The 16,064-nt window shown below is 71.6% G+C and carries 17 protein-coding genes and 1 pseudogene; 2 read left to right on the top strand and 16 right to left on the bottom strand.

Features of this window, described 5'->3' with window-relative positions; genetic code table 11:
• Window positions 1-257: 257 nt before the first annotated feature.
• Window positions 258-2,210, bottom strand: a complete 1,953-nt coding sequence (locus tag FV218_RS18465; protein WP_147711047.1) for a YgiQ family radical SAM protein — start codon at window positions 2,208-2,210, stop codon at window positions 258-260.
• Window positions 2,211-2,520: 310 nt separating this feature from the next.
• A complete protein-coding gene (locus FV218_RS18470) occupies window positions 2,521-3,555 on the bottom strand; it encodes a tyrosine recombinase XerC (RefSeq protein WP_147711037.1) in 1,035 nt (344 codons plus the stop codon).
• Window positions 3,556-3,701: 146 nt separating this feature from the next.
• Here FV218_RS18470 and FV218_RS18475 point away from each other — a divergent pair, with 146 nt between their 5' ends.
• The gene (locus FV218_RS18475; RefSeq protein ID WP_147711038.1) at window positions 3,702-4,292 is read left to right on the top strand and encodes a histidine phosphatase family protein; all 591 of its coding nucleotides are present in this window, start codon (window positions 3,702-3,704) and stop codon (window positions 4,290-4,292) included.
• A gap of 1 nt (window position 4,293) precedes the next feature.
• On the opposite strand, the gene FV218_RS18480 is transcribed toward FV218_RS18475, so the two are convergent.
• The 7 genes from FV218_RS18480 to FV218_RS18510 form a co-directional block, all read right to left on the bottom strand.
• A complete protein-coding gene (locus FV218_RS18480) occupies window positions 4,294-5,298 on the bottom strand; it encodes a nickel transporter (protein WP_348642042.1) in 1,005 nt (334 codons plus the stop codon).
• Entirely contained in the window at window positions 5,289-5,993 is a 705-nt protein-coding gene (locus FV218_RS18485) for a DUF1007 family protein (RefSeq protein WP_147711039.1), read from the bottom strand. Before FV218_RS18485 ends, FV218_RS18480 begins: the two co-directional genes overlap by 10 nt.
• Window positions 5,994-6,154: 161 nt before the next feature.
• A complete protein-coding gene (locus tag FV218_RS18490) occupies window positions 6,155-6,637 on the bottom strand; it encodes a cytochrome c-type biogenesis protein (protein WP_147711040.1) in 483 nt (160 codons plus the stop codon).
• Entirely contained in the window at window positions 6,634-8,637 is a 2,004-nt protein-coding gene (locus FV218_RS18495) for a heme lyase CcmF/NrfE family subunit (protein WP_147711041.1), read from the bottom strand. The genes FV218_RS18490 and FV218_RS18495 overlap by 4 nt, the downstream gene beginning before the upstream one ends.
• Before the next feature lie 46 nt (window positions 8,638-8,683).
• On the bottom strand, window positions 8,684-9,208 hold the full coding sequence (gene ccmE, locus FV218_RS18500) for a cytochrome c maturation protein CcmE (RefSeq protein ID WP_147711042.1): 525 nt from the start codon (window positions 9,206-9,208) through the stop codon (window positions 8,684-8,686).
• Window positions 9,209-9,406: 198 nt separating this feature from the next.
• Window positions 9,407-10,981 carry a c-type cytochrome biogenesis protein CcmI gene (gene ccmI, locus FV218_RS18505; protein WP_056090191.1) on the bottom strand — a complete coding sequence of 525 codons (1,575 nt, stop codon included), beginning with the start codon at window positions 10,979-10,981 and terminating at the stop codon, window positions 9,407-9,409.
• A 256-nt stretch (window positions 10,982-11,237) separates the two neighbouring features.
• Window positions 11,238-12,659: a sensor histidine kinase gene (locus FV218_RS18510; protein ID WP_056090193.1), complete on the bottom strand. Its 1,422-nt coding sequence runs from the start codon at window positions 12,657-12,659 to the stop codon at window positions 11,238-11,240.
• A gap of 123 nt (window positions 12,660-12,782) precedes the next feature.
• Here FV218_RS18510 and FV218_RS18515 point away from each other — a divergent pair, with 123 nt between their 5' ends.
• Complete coding sequence (locus tag FV218_RS18515) at window positions 12,783-13,124, top strand: type II toxin-antitoxin system VapB family antitoxin (RefSeq protein WP_147711043.1); 342 nt, start codon at window positions 12,783-12,785, stop codon at window positions 13,122-13,124.
• Here the strand turns inward: FV218_RS18515 and FV218_RS18520 are convergent.
• From FV218_RS18520 to FV218_RS18550, 7 genes and pseudogenes are all read right to left on the bottom strand, one after another.
• Complete coding sequence (locus tag FV218_RS18520) at window positions 13,061-13,567, bottom strand: RES domain-containing protein (protein ID WP_056090199.1); 507 nt, start codon at window positions 13,565-13,567, stop codon at window positions 13,061-13,063. The two genes, FV218_RS18515 and FV218_RS18520, sit on opposite strands and share 64 nt — an antisense overlap.
• Window positions 13,564-14,019 carry an antitoxin Xre/MbcA/ParS toxin-binding domain-containing protein gene (locus tag FV218_RS18525; protein ID WP_210246127.1) on the bottom strand — a complete coding sequence of 152 codons (456 nt, stop codon included), beginning with the start codon at window positions 14,017-14,019 and terminating at the stop codon, window positions 13,564-13,566. The genes FV218_RS18520 and FV218_RS18525 overlap by 4 nt, the downstream gene beginning before the upstream one ends.
• 48 nt (window positions 14,020-14,067) lie before the next feature.
• A complete protein-coding gene (locus FV218_RS18530) occupies window positions 14,068-14,745 on the bottom strand; it encodes a response regulator transcription factor (RefSeq protein WP_056090205.1) in 678 nt (225 codons plus the stop codon).
• A 28-nt stretch (window positions 14,746-14,773) separates the two neighbouring features.
• Window positions 14,774-15,139 carry a PepSY domain-containing protein gene (locus FV218_RS18535; RefSeq protein WP_056090208.1) on the bottom strand — a complete coding sequence of 122 codons (366 nt, stop codon included), beginning with the start codon at window positions 15,137-15,139 and terminating at the stop codon, window positions 14,774-14,776.
• Window positions 15,140-15,224: 85 nt separating this feature from the next.
• A complete protein-coding gene (locus FV218_RS18540) occupies window positions 15,225-15,428 on the bottom strand; it encodes a hypothetical protein (protein ID WP_147711044.1) in 204 nt (67 codons plus the stop codon).
• 14 nt (window positions 15,429-15,442) lie between these two features.
• Window positions 15,443-15,796, bottom strand: a complete 354-nt coding sequence (locus FV218_RS18545; protein WP_147711045.1) for a hypothetical protein — start codon at window positions 15,794-15,796, stop codon at window positions 15,443-15,445.
• A 50-nt stretch (window positions 15,797-15,846) separates the two neighbouring features.
• Window positions 15,847-16,064, bottom strand: a pseudogene (locus FV218_RS18550) (hypothetical protein); the annotation flags it as partial.

Genomic DNA, 16,064 nt, shown 5'->3' on the forward strand with positions numbered 1-16,064 from the left:
GTGCGCGGCTTCTGCGGAGGCAGCAGCGGGGCGATCTGCTCCCACTGTGCATCGGTCAGTTCGTAGCGTCGCATCCCGATCACATGGGGGCGATCCCCAAACCTGTGAACCCTTTGCAGAGACGCCCTAGGGGGCGGGATCGAAGCCTCGGTGGCACGGTGAAGGACCGGGATGGATGGCTTTCGGTTTGTCCGCTTCGGGACGTGGAACTCCTCGAAAGCCATTCGCAACAGTCGTTCGCCGGGCGCGTGAAACCGTCACTTCCCGAGCGGCACACCCTTCGTGGTGAACCGCGGCGCGCCCGGATGGCGCCCAGGTCGCGGCTGGCCATGCCCCTTGCCCGCGCCTGAACCCGTTCCCGGCGGCTGCGAGAACGGAATGAGCTGGTCCGGCCTCGGGCCGATGAGATCGGCGCGGCCCATGGCCCGCAGCGCCTCGCGCAGCAGGGGCCAGTTCTCGGGGTCGTGGTAGCGCAGGAACGCCTTGTGCAGGCGGCGCTGCCGCATCCCCTTGATCGCGTCGACGGGCTCGCTGCCGCCGCGCCGCACGCCCTGCAGGGGATTGATCTCGGTGTGATACATGGTCGTGGCCGTCGCCATGGGCGAGGGCAGGAACGTCTGGACCTGATCGGCGCGGTAGTCGTTCTTCTTCAGCCAGACGGCGAGGTTCATCATGTCCTCGTCGGTGGTCCCCGGATGCGCCGCGATGAAGTACGGAATCAGGTAGTATTTCTTGCCGGCCTTCTTGGCGGCGGCGTCGAACATCTCCTTGAAGCGGTCGTAGGTGCCGATGCCCGGCTTCATCATTAGGTCGAGGGGGCCGCGCTCCGTGTGCTCCGGCGCGATCTTGAGGCGGCCGCCGACGTGGTGGGTCACGAGTTCCTCGACATATTCGGGGCTTCGGACCGCGAGGTCGTAGCGCACGCCGGAGGCGACCATCACCTTCTTGACGCCCTCCACCTCGCGGACCTTGCGATAGAGCCGGATCAGGTCGTCGTGCGAGGTGTTCAGGTTCGGGCAGATGTCCGGAAAGACGCAGGACGGCAGGCGGCACGCCGCCTCGATCTTCGGGTCCTTGCACGCCATCCGGTACATGTTGGCGGTGGGTCCGCCGACATCCGAGATCACGCCCGTGAAACCCGGCGTCTTGTCGCGGATCAGCTCGATCTCGCGCAGGATCGAGCCTTCCGAGCGGTTCTGGATGACGCGGCCCTCGTGCTCGGTGATAGAGCAGAAGGTGCAGCCGCCAAAGCAGCCGCGCATGATCGTCACCGAGAACTTGATCATATCCCAGGCGGGGATCTTGGCGTCGCCGTAGGCGGGATGGGGCGCGCGGGCGTAGGGCAGGTCGTAGACCGAATCCATTTCCTCGCTGGTGAGCGGGATCGGCGGCGGGTTCAGCCACAGGTCGCGGTCGCCGTGGCGCTGGACCAGGGGGCGGGCGTTGCCGGGGTTGGCCTCCCGGTGCAGCACCCGCGAGGCGCGGGCATAGGCCTCCTTGTCGTCCTTGACCTCGTCGTAGGCGGGGAGCCGGATCACGGTGTCGCCGGGGCGGCGCATGGCGGCCTCGTCGGCCGAGTCGAGATCGTCGGCGGGCAGCTCGGTGTAGTGTTCGGGCACGCGGCGGAACAGGGCGACGCCCCGGACGGAATCGAGCTCGTGCGGCGCCGCGCCGGCCGCGAGGCGGTTCGCCACCTCGACCACGGCGCGCTCGGCATTGCCGTAGAGGAGCAGATCGGCCTTGGCGTCCGCCAGGATCGAGCGGCGCACCTTGTCGGACCAGTAATCGTAGTGGGCGATGCGGCGGAGCGACGCCTCGATGCCGCCGAGGATGATCGGCACGTCCTTGTAGGCCTCGCGGCAGCGCTGCGTGTAGACGATGGTCGACCGGTCCGGGCGGGCGCCGCCTTCCCCGCCCGCCGTGTAGGCGTCGTCGCTGCGCAGGCGCCGGTCCGCCGTGTAGCGGTTCACCATCGAATCGAGATTGCCGCCGGTGACGCCGAAGAACAGCGTCGGCCGGCCGAGCGCCTTGAACGGCTCCGCCGATTGCCAGTCGGGCTGCGCGATGATGCCGACCCGGAAGCCCTGCGCTTCGAGCAGCCGGCCGATGATGGCCATGCCGAAGCTCGGATGATCGACATAGGCGTCGCCCGTCACCAGGACGATGTCGCAGGAATCCCACCCGAGCCTGTCCATCTCGGCGCGGCTCATGGGCAGGAACGGCGCCGCCTTCCCGGGACGCGGCGGCTTGCAGGCGAGGGGCTTGCAGGCGGGGGGAGCCACGGATCGGCTCGCGGAATCTTGGAGATGGGAAGCTTGGAGGTCCATGGGGGCTGTCCATAGACCGCCCAGGCCGCGAGCTCAACGAAGAGCGGGGTGGCCGGGAGCCGCGACCTCACCCCAGCGGCTGAGACCGGCTTTCGGTCAGCAGCGGTGTCTGTTTCACGTACCCTCACGGATGTCGGGGGCGGATGCTCGAACGGCGAGGTCGGGTCGGCTCCGGACAGGACCCAGCGTCAGCTCACAATCCCGACGCCCTCCCCGAAACCCGCCTAACCGTCCCCGCCCGCGGATGGGCGGCGTCGAACGCGTCCATGAGGCGGGCGGCGTCGACCTTGGTGTAGAGCTGGGTCGTCGACAGGGAGGCATGTCCCAAAAGCTCCTGGATCGCCCGCAGCTCGCCCTGGCGGCCGAGCAGATGGGTGGCGAAGGAGTGGCGCAGGGCATGCGGCGTCGCGCTCGGCGGCAGGCCCAGGGCGCCGCGCATGGACGCGACGGCGTACTGGATGATCCGGGGCGAGAGCGGGCCACCCTTGGCGCCGACGAAGAGCGGTCCCTCCGGGTCGAGGCTGTAGGGGCAGGCGGCGCGGTAGGCCGCCACGGCCTGCTGGACGGCGGGCAGCACCGGCACCATCCGCATCTTGTCGCCCTTGCCGGTGACGGTGATGGACTCCGTGCCCGGCCCGGGCGCGTCCCTGGCGGCGAGGCCCAGCGCCTCGGAGATGCGGAGCCCCGAGCCGTAGAGCAGCGCGATCACCGCCGCGTCGCGGGCGATGATCCAGGGCTCGCGATCCTCGCCGTCGCGCAGGGCCGTGCCGGTCATGGCCTTCGCCGCGGGGATGGGGATCGGCCGGGGCAGGCGGCGCTCCACCTTGGGCGAGCGCACGGCGCCCAGCGCCGCCACGGTGCCGTGGCCCTCGCGGGCGAGGTGCCGGGCGAACGAGCGCAGGCCGGCGAGCTGGCGCATGAGCGAGCGCCCGCCGATGCCCTCGGCCCGGCGGGCGGCGAGGAACCCGCGCAGGTCGCGGGGCTTCAGGGCGACGAGGCCGGGAATGTCGGGGCGGCCGTGCCGGGCCTGGCGGTGGGCGAGGAACTGACGCAGGTCGCGGGCATAGGCTTCCGCCGTGTTGCCGGCCATCCGGCGCTCGCGCAGCAATTCGTCCTGCCAGGTGCCGAACGCGGTTTGAAGGGCGGCGTCGCCGGGGAACGCCAAGGTGTCCGGGACGGTCGAGGCGTCGGGGACGGCGTCCGGCGGGGGCGGCGTGGGCTGGAGCATCGGCGCGGCCATCCTGAGCGTTGGCCGCCCACTCAACGCGCTCTTGGTTGAGGCTCCGTTCACGGGCGCGGTGCGACGCCGCCCTTTCCGCCATGGGGCCGGCCGCCTATCTCGGCCCTAACCCCCGCCCTCCACATCGGACCCCCATGACCCCGACGCGCATCGTCTGCATCCGCCACGGCGAATCGACCTTTAACGCCGCCCACCGCCTCACGGGGCGCGACCCCGGCCACATCGATGCCCGCCTGACCGAGCGGGGGCAGGCCCAGGTCGCGGCCGCCCGGGCCGACCTCCACGACATCGCCTTCGACCTCGTGGTGACCTCGCCCCTGACCCGGGCGATCCAGACCACCAAGGGGATCTTTTCGGGCCATCCGGCCGAGCCGAAAATCCTCGTCGAGGTGCTGCACCGGGAGTGCCAGGAGAGCAGCTGCGACATGGGCCGCGCCGCCTCCGTGCTCGCCGCCGAGTTCCCCGACGTCGCCGTCGATCACCTGCCCGAGATCTGGTGGCACGAAGGCGGCGAGCCCGATGCCGACGGCATCCACGTCGAGCCCCGCACCCTGTTCGACGGCCGCGTCGCGGCGTTTCGCGACTGGCTCGCGGCGCGGCCCGAGGGCACCATCGCGGTGGTCGGCCACGGCACGTTCTTCTACCACCTCACCGGCGTGTGGCTCGACAACTGCGAGACCGTCGAACTCGACCTCGGCACCGACCGGATCACCCGGCGGGCCTGATTCAGCCGCCCGAACCGAAGGCGAGGCCGGTGAGCATGGCCACGCCGAGCACCAGCACGAAGGCGCCGGCCACGAGTTCGAGGCCGGCCACCGCCCGCGTGCCCGCCGTGCCCCGACCGCCGGCCAGGCGCAGGGCGAGGGCCTTGGCGAAGACGGCGACGCTCGCCAGCACGCCCGTGGTCAGGGCGGTACCCAGCGCCATGGCGAAGGTGGCGGCGATGCCGGCCCAGAGCATGTGCTGGGACACGGAGAAGACGAGGATGAGGACCGCCCCGGCGCAGGGGCGCGAGCCGGCGGCCAGCACCACCCCGGCCCGCTCGCGCCACGTGCCGAGGCGGGCCAGGGCCGCGCCGTCGGTGAGGTGGACGTGGCCGCAACCGGGGCCACACGCGGCCATATCGCCACCGAGGGCGGCGAGGCGTCCGGCCTTGCGCCAGGTCACGGCGAGGCCGAGGGCCGCCACCAGGGCGAAGCTCGCGGTCTCGATGAGCGTGCCGGCCCGGGTCATGCCGGCGGCGGTGGCGTTGAGGAGCAGGCTGCCGATGCCGACGATGGCCACGGCCACCACGGCCTGCAGCAGGGCTGCGGCGAAGCTGAGGGAGAAGCCGCGGGCGAGGGCGCGTTCCCCGGCGACGATGTAGCCGGCGATGACCGCCTTGCCGTGGCCGGGGCCGGCGGCGTGGAACACCCCGTAGCTGAAGCCCAGCAGCATCATCGGCCCCCAGGCGCCGCCGGCCTTGATGCCCTGGAGCGCGCCCTGGAGGCTGCGGGAAAAACTCGCCTGGAGGGCCAGGACCCAGCCGCCGAGGCCGGTGGCCGAGGGCGCCGCCTCGCGAAAGCCGATGCCGAACGGCGAGCGCGGCGGCGGGGCGGCCACGTCCGGTCCGAGGACGAGCATGAGGCCGGTGAGGAGGAGCGCGGCCAGGGCCGTCGCGCCGGCGGCCAGGATCAGGCGCCGGCCGAGGAGCCCCGGCGGCGGTGCCGCCACGGCGGCGCCTACGGACACGCGACGATGATCCGGTTGGCGAACTGGCTGCCGTAATTCGCCGAGGCGGTCAGCGCCTCGAAGAACGCCTCCGACAGGCCGGGCTTGGCGTCGGCGGTCTTGCCATCGGGCGTCCTGCCATCGGCCGTCTTGCCCGCGTCCGGCTTCGGCCGGGTCAGGGAGGCGGCGCAGCCAGCGGGCGCGCCCGTGAGGCGGGCGGCGTCGGCCTCGTCGGACAGCCCGAAGGCGACGAAGTAGGTCGGATCGTACACCTCCACGGCCGTCACGCCGCGCCCCTGCGCCACGGGCGCCTTGAGGGGCAGCAGGAAGGTGAGGGTGAGCTTACCGTCCGCCATGGCCATGCGCGGCTCGGTGGGATCGGCGAAGAGCTGCTCCTTGCCCGCGACCTTGAGCTTGGTGAAGTAGCCGAACTCGGCCAGATTCGCGGTGTTCTCGCGGGCCAGGGACGAGAGTTCGTCGGGGGAGAACACGCCGTCGCCGTTGGTGTCGAGGCCCTGGACCACGAAGGCCGAGTAGGAGGCGTCGAAGGTCCAGGCGTTGCGGATGCCGGTGACGCGCCCGCCCTCGCCGTAGGCGATCTCGGCCTTGGTCGTGACCCAGACGTGGGGATGCGCCTCGGCCGGACGGGCGAGGGCCGCACCCGCGGCCAGGGCGGCGAGACCGGTCAGGAAGCGTTTGGGCAGAGCGGTCGGCATGGCACGGGACGCTCGCGGGTCGTGGTGAAGAAAGCGTAAACGACGCCCTTCGCCAAGTTGGGCTTTGCCGAGCGTGGGCCGGCCTCATCCATTCCGGTTCAGTGGGGCGAAAGCGAGGCGTCGCGGTCCTCGGCCCCGGCGCGTCGTCCGTCGACGGCCGCTCAATCCCGCCGGGTCAGGGCGGCGATCTCGGCTTCCTCGGCGGCGCTGAGGCCCTGCGGCGCGGGCCCGGCGCGGCGGCGGGACAGGCGCCACAGGCCGAAGATCCCGAGGCCGAGGGCGGCCAGCGGCGTCAGCCACAGGAGCAGGGTGTGGGCGGCGAAGACCGGGCGCAGGAGCACGTACTCGCCGTAGCGCCCGACCACGTAGGATTCGACCTGGGGGTCGGTGTCGCCGGCCTGGAGGCGCTCGCGGACGATGACGCGCAGGTCCCGGGCCAGGGGCGCGTCGGAATCGTCGATGGACTGGTTCTGGCACACGAGGCAGCGCAGGCCCGCGGAGATCTCCCGCGCCCGCGCCTCCATGGCCGGATTCTTCAGCACCTCGTCGGGCTGCACCGCGCGCGCCCCGCCGAAGGGGACAACGACGCCCCCGGCGGAGCCGAGGGCCAGCAGCAGGGCGAGGGCGAGGCGGGGGGCGGTCATTCCGCCGCCGCCATGCCGGCGGGCAGGGGCTTCGTCCGGGCCTTGGCCGGGGCGCCGACCCGCATGCGCCGGTCGGTGAGCGAGACCGCGCCGCCGAGCGCCATCACCACGGCGCCGAGCCAGATCAGCAGCACCAGGGGCTTCGAGTAGAGGCGCAGGCCGATGGCCCCCTCGGGCATCACCTCGCCGAGGCTCGCATAGACCTGGCTGACGCCGACGGTGAGCAGGCCGGATTCCGTCACCGTCATCTTGCGGCTCGGGTAGAACCGCTTGCCCGTCTCCACGGTGCCGATCATGTCGCCGGCGGTGTTGCGGATGGTGAGGAAGGCCGTGGTCTCGGAATAGTTCTCGCCCATGCGCGGGCCGACCCGGTCGAGGGTGGCGACGTAGGGGCCCGAGGTCAGGGACTCGCCGGGTTTCAGGGTCTTCAGCCCCTCCGTCGCCCAGCCCTGGGCGGCGATGCCGAGGACCACCACGCCGACGCCCGCATGGGCGAGCGCCGTGCCCCAGGCCGAGCGCGGCAGGCCGATGGCCCGGCGCCAGACCACGGAGGCCTTGCGGGTCCGGCTGGCGCCGTAGCCCCGCGCCCGCGAGACGATCTCCAGGACGGAGCCGATGACGAGGTAGGCGCCGAGGCCGATGCCGACGGGGGCCATCATCGGGCCGCCCCAGGTGTAGGCGAGGGTGGCCAGGCCCACCACCAGGGCGAAGGCGAGGGCCGCGAACAGGCGCTGGGCGGCGGCGTGCACGTCGCCGCGCTTCCACGCCAGGGTCTGGCCGAAGGGCACGATGAGCAGCAGCGGGATCGCCAGGGGGATGAAGGTGTAGTTGAAGAACGGCGGACCCACGGAGATCTTCTCCGCCGTGAGCATTTCCAGGAGCAGCGGATAGAGGGTGCCGACGAACACCGTGGCGCAGGCGGCGGCGAGGAACAGGTTGTTCATGACGAGCGCCCCCTCGCGGGAGATCGGCGCGAACAGCCCGCCCTGGCGCAGCATCGGCGCGCGCCACGCGAACAGGGTCAGGGAGCCGCCGATGAACAGGATCAGGATCGCCAGGATGAAGATGCCGCGCGTCGGGTCGGTGGCGAAGGAATGCACCGAGGTGAGCACGCCGGACCGCACGATGAAGGTGCCGAGCAGGGAGAGCGAGAAGGTCAGGATGGCGAGCAGCACCGTCCAGACCTTGAGGGCGTCGCGCTTCTCCATCACCACGGTGGAGTGCAGCAGCGCCGTGCCGGCGAGCCACGGCATCAGGGAGGCGTTCTCGACGGGGTCCCAGAACCACCAGCCGCCCCAGCCGAGCTCGTAATAGGCCCAGTACGAGCCCATGGCGATGCCGAGGGTCAGGAAGCTCCAGGCGGTGAGGGTCCACGGCCGCACGGCCCGGGCCCAGACGGCGTCGATGCGCCCGTCGATGAGGGCCGCGATGGCGAACGCGAAGGTGATGGAGAACCCGACATAGCCGACGTAGAGGAGCGGCGGGTGGATCGCGAGGCCGAAATCCTGCAGCAGCGGGTTGAGGTCGTTGCCCTCGGGCGGGGCCGGGCTGACGCGGGCGAACGGGTTCGAGGTCGTGATGATGAACAGCACGAATACGAAGGTGATCAGGCCCTGCACCGCGAGGGTGTTGGCCCTCAGCGTCGGCGGCACGGAGTCCCGCGCCACGGCCACCAGGGCCCCGAACAGGGCGAGGATGAGGATCCAGAGGAGCATCGAGCCCTCGTGGTTCCCCCACACGCCGGACAGCTTGTAGAGGAAGGGCTTCGCGGTATGCGAGTTCTCGACCACGTTCTGGACCGAGAAGTCCGAGGTGGCGTGGGCGTAGGTCAGCGCCCCGAAGCTGAACAGGATGCAGGCGAAGGTGCCCAGAGCCGCCGGCGTCGCCACGGCGCGCAGGGCCCGGTCGCCCGAGCGGGCGGCCCAGACCGGCATCACCGCCTGGACGAGGGAGAGGGCGAGCGCCAGGGCGAGGGCGAAGTGGCCGACTTCGATCAGCACGGGGTGGCGTCCTTCCGGAAAAATTCTTGGCGGGACAGTCTCGGCATCATCGCTCGCTGCGCTGTCCGAGCGTCTTGTCCGTGAGGGCCGTGCTGGCGTCGGCGGGCTTGGCCGGGTTGGGCTTGTCGACCATGCCCTTGCCCTCCTGCCAGCGCCCCTGCGCCTTGAGGGCGTCGGCGACCTCGCGGGGCATGTAGGATTCGTCGTGCTTGGCCAGCACCGTGTCGGCGCGGAACAGGCCGCCCGGCTCGAGGCGGCCCTCCGCCACGATGCCCTGGCCCTCGCGGAACAGGTCGGGCAGCAGGCCGCGATACGCCACCGTCACGGTGGCGTTGGTGTCGGTCACGGCGAACTCCACGGTCTGGTCCGGTCCGCGCTGGAGCGATCCGTCCTTGACGAGGCCGCCGAGGCGGAACCGCGTGCCGGGCGCCACGCCCTGGGCGGCGACCTCCGTCGGCGAGCGGAAGAACACGATCGACCCGCTCATGGCCGACAGGATCAGGCCCAGCGCCAGGGCCAGCACGGCGCCGCAGGCACTGATGAGGATGAGGCGGCGGCTCTTGCGGGTCACGCGGGTTGTCCCGTCTCGGTTGGGGCGTCACGGGCGCCGGCGGCGGGCTTTTCCGTCGCCGGCGGACGTGATCGTCTCTGGAATGAGCGTAAGGAACGGTGTCGGACGCTCCGCCGCCCGGGTCAAGGTCGGCGGCCGGGACCGATTGTCAGGGGCAAACCCGATTCAGCGGCGGTCCGGGGTCGGGACGCCCTTCGATCAGGGCCTGGGCTGGGCGTTCAGCCCGAGTTCGCGCCCGAGTTCGTCGAGGCGCTCCTTCGCCTGGGGCTCGGGGCTCTGGGCCATCCGCGCCCGGTCGAGGGCCTGGAGCGCCTGGGTGCGCTCGCCCAGCACCGCGTAGGAGCGCACGAGGCGCAGCCAGTCGTCGATGGTCCCGCCCTTGGCGGCCAGGCGCCGGTCGAGCCCCGCGACCATGCCGCGGATGGCCGCATCGCGCTCCGCCGCCGGCATGGCCTTCACGGCGGCCACCGCCGCCTCGGTGCCGGCCTGACCCGCATCCTTCGCGGCCTCGCCCGGACCGGACTTGACGGCATCGGACTTGGCCGCATCGGACTTGGCAGCATCGGACTTTTCGCCCTCCGCCTTGCCCGCCCCGTCGGGCCGTGGACCGGCCTCCTTGGACAGGCCGAATTCCCCGGCCAGGGCGTCGAGGCCCTGGAGCGCCGTCGCGTCGGACGCCAGGGCCGTGCGCGCCCGGACCACGGCCCCGGCGGCCCCGTCGCGGTCCCCGAGCACGGCGAGGGAGCGCACGAGGCGCAGCCATTCGTCCGCCGTGCCGCCCTTCTCGGACAGACGCTGGTCGAGGCCGGCGACCATGCTGCGGATGGCGGCGTTCCGGCCCTCCGGCGGCATCGCCTGGAGGGACGCGGCCGCGCCCGCCTCCGGCGCCGCGCCCGTGCCGGGCCGTGCGGCCTCGGGCTTCGGGGGGGCCTCGCCCTTCAGGCGGGCGAGGTTGTCGCGAACCACCGGGAGCCACGGCGCGTCGGCGGGCGCCGTCTCGGCGAGGGCGGTGAGGCGCTGGATCGCCAGGGGAATGTCGCCGTCGAGCTCGGCCGCGCGGGCGAGGTAGAACCGCGGCTTGGCCGCCGTGCCGTCGAGGGCGACGGCGCGCTCGAACAGGGTCTTGGCCTGGGGCGAGATCACGCCGTTGTTGCCGGCGATGAGGGCCTCGCCCCAGTCGGACAGGCGCTGCGGGGTCTCGCCGAGGGTGCGCGCGACGGCCTCGTAGGCATGCGCCGCGTCGTCGAACCGGCCCATCCGCATGTAGACGGGGGCGAGCACCGCCCAGCCGCGCCCGTCCGTGGGATTGCTGGCGAGGCGCGCCTCGATCTGCCCGATGGCGTTGAGCAGGTCCTGGCCGCCGGTCTCGGCCGCCTGCCGCTCGGCGGCGCCCTGGGCCGGCATGTGCGGCGAGCCGTAGAGCCCGTAGGCGATGAGGGCCACGAGGGGAATGGTCGAGAGGGCGAAGGCGGAGGCGGCGCGGCGCTGGCGCAGGGCCGGCTCGGCCATGCCGGGGGAGACGGGCACGCCGGCGCGGTTGGCCCGCAGCAGGCGCCGGCCGGCTTCCGTGCGGGCGGCCTCGGCCTCGGGCGGGGCGATGAGGCCGCGCGCCAGATCCCGCTCGATCTCGCGCAGCTGGTCCTCGTAGAACCCCGTCTCGGTGTCCAGGGTGCCGGCCGCCGGCGCCGGAGTGGCCCGACGCGACATCGGCCAGAGCAGGGCGAGCACCGCCGCGCCGGTCATGAATGCCAGAATGAACCAGAGTGCCGTCATCACGCCTCGAGATACTGTGCGCCCGCATGTAAGGCCACGCTCCGGCTCCTACGATGCGGACTTCCGGTGACACGGTGTCACGCGAAGGACGGCGCGCGACCGACCTTAACCGTGTGAAGCGGACTGGCAAATGGCAGCCGGGGCGGGATTCACCCTAAGCAGGTTTCGCAGAAGTGGTCCCCGGTTCTGCGATAAAAACCCGCGACACATCAAAACCTAAGCCGGGTGAAGCGTTGGCTTGCCAACGCGAACCTGTTCAGGCGTGCGGCGCGGCGCCGGCCGGCGCATCGCCCGGGACCTCGATCACCGCGCGAAGTCCGCCGAGGCTCGCCGCCTCCAGGCGGAACCGGCCGCGATAGAGGGCGGCGAGATCGGCGACGATGGAGAGGCCGAGGCCGGAGCCCGGCTTGGTCTCGTCGAGGCGGCGGCCCCGACCGAGGACGGCGGCGCGGTCCTCGGGGGCGAGGCCCGGCCCGTCATCCTCGATGGAGACCAGGAGGTGGGGATAATCGTCCTCCGCCACCGCCTCGGCCCGGATCGAGACCCGGCCGGCGGCCCATTTCGAGGCGTTGTCGACGAGGTTGCCGATCATCTCCTCGAAGTCCTGGCGCTCGCCGCGAAAGCGCAGTCCCGGCGGCACGTGGACGGCGTAGGCGATGTCCTTATCGCGATAGATCTTGCCGAAGGTCCGGACCAGCCCGGCCAGCGCCGGCTCGACCTCCGTGGAGGTGCCGAGGGTTCCGGCGAGTGCGGCCGCCCGCGCCCGGTCGAGGTGATAGTTCACCTGATCGCGCATCACGGCGGCCTGCTCGCGGATCTTGGCGGAGAGGTCGCCGGGGGCGTCGGCCGCGCCGACCTCGTTGACGATGATCGAGAGCGGCGTCTTCAGGGCGTGGGCGAGGTTGCCGACCTGGGTGCGGGCGCGCTCCAGGATCTCGCGGTTGGTCTCGATGAGCAGGTTCACCTCGCCGGCGAGGGGCGCGATGTCGCGCGGGTACTCGCCGGTGATGCGGTCGGATTCGCCCCGGCGGATGGCGCCGAGCGCGTTGCGGAGCTTGGCCAGCGGCGCCAGGCCGAAGCGGATCTGCAGCAGGGTGGTGAGCGCCAGCGACAGGCCGAGCAGCCCGAAGGTCACCATCAGGGAGAAGCGGAAGCGCCCGACATCGTTGGCGATCTCGTCGGCCGGGCCGGCGACGCGCACGGTGTAGCGCCCCTCCTCGCCGAGATCGACGTCGCGCTCGATGATCCGCAAGGGCCGCTCGTCCTGGGCCCGGCCGTAGCCCTGGCGGATCTGGCCGACCCCCGCCTGGGTGTCGGGCGTGCTGGCGGGTTTCAGCGGCACGCCGACGAGGGAGCGCGAGGTCCGCAGGTCGCGGGGCTTCGCGTCGGGCCGCCCGATCTGCCAGTACCAGCCCGACAGGGGCAGGTCGAAGCGCGGATCGCTCAAGGTGAAGGACCGGCTCTCGGGATCGTTGGGCGAGACGAGGTCGGTGGCGAGGTTGTTGGCGTAGACGAGCAGGCGGCTGTCGAAGGCCCGCTCGGTGTTTTCGCGATACAGCGTGGTGAGGATGCCGGCGGCGATGAGCAGGATCGCCGAACTCGCCAGCAGGGCGGAGGTGGCGAGACGCACGGCGATGGAGCCCCGGCGCAGGGGAAGCCAGGCGGGAAACGGGCTCATGCGGAGAAGAGGCTCATGCGGGGGCGAAGTTCATGCGGGTCCCGTCGTGGGGTCTGGTCACCGCGCGCGACGGTTGAAAGGTTACGCGTTCCGTCTGTACATCATCCGAACGGAGATTCGACGATGAGCCTCGACATCCACGATCCCGAGACGGAGCAGCTGGTCCGGACCCTGGCCGCGCGCAGGGGCCTTTCCGCCGATGAGGCGATCAAGCTCGCCGTCGGCAACGAACTGCAGCGCGAGGACGGGACGCTGAGCCTGTGGGAGCGGATTCGGCCGATCCAGGAGCGCGTTCTCTCCCGCCCGGCGACGGGGCTCGACGCCGACAAGGCGTTCTACGACGGTCTCGCCGTGACATGTCTGACCGTGTTGCCGGACGATGCAAACACGATCCATGGTGGTTACGACACCAGACCGGACTCGGGCGCAGCGGAAAACAGACGGCTATCCCACCAGCACGGCTGATGGTCCCCCACGGTGATCTTCGAAAAATCCGGATGCTCCGGGTTGATGAGGATGTTCTGGCTCACCCGTGCGACCACGCTCGGGACGAACAGCAACAGCGACCGGCGTGACCTGTGCCAAGCCTCGCCGAAGGCCTTGGACGCGAGGCAATCCGGATGATCCCAACCCGGCACCGCAGGTTGCGCCAGCACTTCGTACGTGAGACCCGCTGACAGCAGGATCTCGACGTAGTGCTGGTTCGGCGGCAACTGGCCACTGCCATGCACGAGCTTTTCGAGCATGGAGGTCGCGTAATCGGCCGCCGCATAGATCATTGGGCTCGCGGGCGTGTTCCAGCGGCCCGGAAAGAGGCGCGAGCCCGTCGCGTCGAAGATCTTGTGATCTCCATCGGGATCTCCGATCCGATAGGCTTTCCGCGCCTGGGCGAGGGTCTGCCCCTTCACGCCGCGGAGCCATACTTCAACTGGCCGAGAACAGCCTCCACGCGCGGTCCACCGAACTCGGATTCAAGGACGATATCGAGGGGCGGGCGGTTTTCGAGAAGGGCATGAGCCCGGTGCAGGAAGTCGCGGGCGGCGGCGTCCGTCTTCCAGACGTCGCGCGCCATCGCCCACACCCTGGCGAGGCGCACCACCTTTGCGCCTTCCTGCGCGGTCAGCTTGCCCCTCGCCTCCGCACGGCGCCGGTTGAGGGTGGCGCGCGCGACGAGATTGAATGCGAAGGCGCGGTCGTCGGGAGCGACGGCGGACGCCAATCGGTCGACCGATGCAATCGGCAAGCCCGCGACGATCTGAGCGATGACGGACGCTTCCGTTGTCTCCCCGAAACCCGCTCGTTCGAAGCCGAGAACGTCGGCGACGGCTGCTCCACTGGCCATACTGGGCTCCTGTCTCATCTGAGACAGACATGAGGCTCATATGAGCCGAGCACAAGCCGCCGTGCCTCACACCCGCGGCGGCGGCTGCGTCGGGTCGACGAGATAGCCCAACCCCCGCACGGTCTGGATCAGGTCCACGGCGAGCTTCTTGCGCAGGCGCCCGACGAACACCTCGATGGTGTTGGAATCGCGGTCGAAATCCTGGTCGTAGAGGTGCTCGGTGAGTTCGGCGCGCGACACCACCCGGCCGGTATGGTGCATGAGGTAGGACAGCAGCCGGTACTCGTGGCTCGTGAGCTTGACGGGGTTGCCGTCGACGAACACCCGCCCCGAGCGGGTGTCGAGGACCACGGGGCCGCAGGCGATCTGGCTCGTGGCATGGCCGGCGGCGCGCCGCAGGAGGGCGCGCACGCGGGCGAGCAACTCTTCCATGTGGAACGGCTTGGTCACGTAGTCGTCGGCGCCGGCGTCGAAGCCGTCGACCTTGTCCGACCAGCGGTCGCGGGCGGTGAGGATGATGACGGGCGTCTTGATGCCGGCCCGGCGCCACTTCTGCAGCACGCTGACCCCGTCGGCCTTGGGCAGGCCCATGTCGAGGATGATGGCGTCGTAGGGCTCGCTCTCGCCGAGGTAGCCGCCCTCCTCGCCGTCGAAGGCCTTGTCGGCGACGTAGCCGGCCTCCTCCAGGGCGCTGACCACCTGCCGGTTGATGTCCCGGTCATCCTCGACGACGAGCAGACGCACGGTCCCGTACTCCTCTAATGCGATGGGTTCAGGGGCCGCTGATCTCGCCCGTGGTGGCATCGACCATGACGTGGACGAACTGCCCGTCCCGGCGCAAGGCCGTGAGCAGATAGACCAGGACGTCGTCGTGCCGGCACAGGCGCGCCCGCTGGATCTCGGCGCGGGGGATGACCTTGCGGGCGGCGCGGATGGCGGCCACGGGCTCGATCACCCGCTTGTCGGCCACGGCCTCGCGCAGGTCGGCGGCGTTGAGGCAGGTGTCGGGGCGCGGCACCGCCTGCACCGGGGCGATGATGGCGGCCCCGGTGGTCTCCTCGGCCTGCGTGCCGATCGAGCCCGTCGCGAAACCCGCGACGGCGAGGCCGATCAGCAGCAGGGCAAGGAAGATACGCATGACGCTTGGGATAGGGAGGGGGCACTGAATGCGCCGTGAATGCCGGTGCAAGCGGAGCCGGCGCGGTTCGGTTCCACGTCGACCCTCACAGGCCCGGACCGGGCGGGAGGGCGACGCGTTCCAGGGCCGCCCGCAGGGCGGCGCTGACGAGGGCCTCGCCGTCGACATGGTCGAGGGCCGCCCGGCGAAGGGCGATGGTGGAGAGGTCGAAGCGCCGCCGGGCCGCGCCGAGGCGCAGGCCGGCCGCCCGGCTCCGGGCCGGATCGACGGTGAGGGGGAAGCGGGGCATGGGCGAATCTCCTGTCAGGGGGGGATGAGGGGGCGGCCCTCGCCGAGGCGGCGCAGGATCGCGTCGAGTTTTTCGCGGGTGCGCGCGTCGCCGCGCTCGACGGCCCGGGCCATCTCGCTCACGAGGCGCGCGAGATCCTCCAGCACCCGGGTGCGGCTCTCCAGGGCGGCGGCCACGGCCGCGTTGGTGTGGGAGGCCCGCTCCAGGGCGGTAGCCGTGGCGCCGGTGTCGCCGATGCGGGCTTCCTGGGCCCGCACGGTCTCGCGGTGGAGGTGGAGGCAGGCGAGGCCGAGCAGCACGGCGACGACCCAGCCGGTCCCGTCATGGGAGAACAGCAGGCGCGCGCCTTCGAGGGCGATCGTCTCCATGATGCGTCTCCATGATGCGCCTCCGCGATGCGTCTTCTCCGCGCGTTGTCTCAGGGCGTCGGGCGCCCCGTCCGCCCCGCCTCCAGGGCCGGGCGCAGGGTGTTGGCGACGGTGGCCTCCTCCGTGAGCGGCAGGCTGCGGAAAACCTTCTCGGCGAGGCCCGCGCGCCCGCCGGCCGCCCGCACGAGCCAGGCCGGCGCCTCGTCGAGGCCGCGCTGCACCGCCCGGGCGATGACCGCCGAGCCCACGGGGACGCTGAGCGTCCGCC

The organism is Methylobacterium sp. WL69, assembly GCF_008039485.1.
GTDB lineage: Bacteria > Pseudomonadota > Alphaproteobacteria > Rhizobiales > Beijerinckiaceae > Methylobacterium.

Bases quoted from the DNA above. Each gene is read 5' to 3' on its own strand.
- FV218_RS18465 (WP_147711047.1), bottom strand. From the start codon at position 2,210: ATGAGCCGCGCCGAGATGGACAGGCTCGGGTGGGATTCCTGCGACATC.
- FV218_RS18470 (WP_147711037.1), bottom strand. From the start codon at position 3,555: ATGCTCCAGCCCACGCCGCCCCCGCCGGACGCCGTCCCCGACGCCTCG.
- FV218_RS18475 (WP_147711038.1), top strand. From the start codon at position 3,702: ATGACCCCGACGCGCATCGTCTGCATCCGCCACGGCGAATCGACCTTT.
- FV218_RS18485 (WP_147711039.1), bottom strand. From the start codon at position 5,993: ATGCCGACCGCTCTGCCCAAACGCTTCCTGACCGGTCTCGCCGCCCTG.
- FV218_RS18490 (WP_147711040.1), bottom strand. From the start codon at position 6,637: ATGACCGCCCCCCGCCTCGCCCTCGCCCTGCTGCTGGCCCTCGGCTCC.
- ccmI (WP_056090191.1), bottom strand. From the start codon at position 10,981: ATGACGGCACTCTGGTTCATTCTGGCATTCATGACCGGCGCGGCGGTG.
- FV218_RS18510 (WP_056090193.1), bottom strand. From the start codon at position 12,659: ATGAGCCCGTTTCCCGCCTGGCTTCCCCTGCGCCGGGGCTCCATCGCC.
- FV218_RS18515 (WP_147711043.1), top strand. From the start codon at position 12,783: ATGAGCCTCGACATCCACGATCCCGAGACGGAGCAGCTGGTCCGGACC.
- FV218_RS18525 (WP_210246127.1), bottom strand. From the start codon at position 14,019: ATGAGACAGGAGCCCAGTATGGCCAGTGGAGCAGCCGTCGCCGACGTT.
- FV218_RS18535 (WP_056090208.1), bottom strand. From the start codon at position 15,139: ATGCGTATCTTCCTTGCCCTGCTGCTGATCGGCCTCGCCGTCGCGGGT.
- FV218_RS18540 (WP_147711044.1), bottom strand. From the start codon at position 15,428: ATGCCCCGCTTCCCCCTCACCGTCGATCCGGCCCGGAGCCGGGCGGCC.
- FV218_RS18545 (WP_147711045.1), bottom strand. From the start codon at position 15,796: ATGGAGACGATCGCCCTCGAAGGCGCGCGCCTGCTGTTCTCCCATGAC.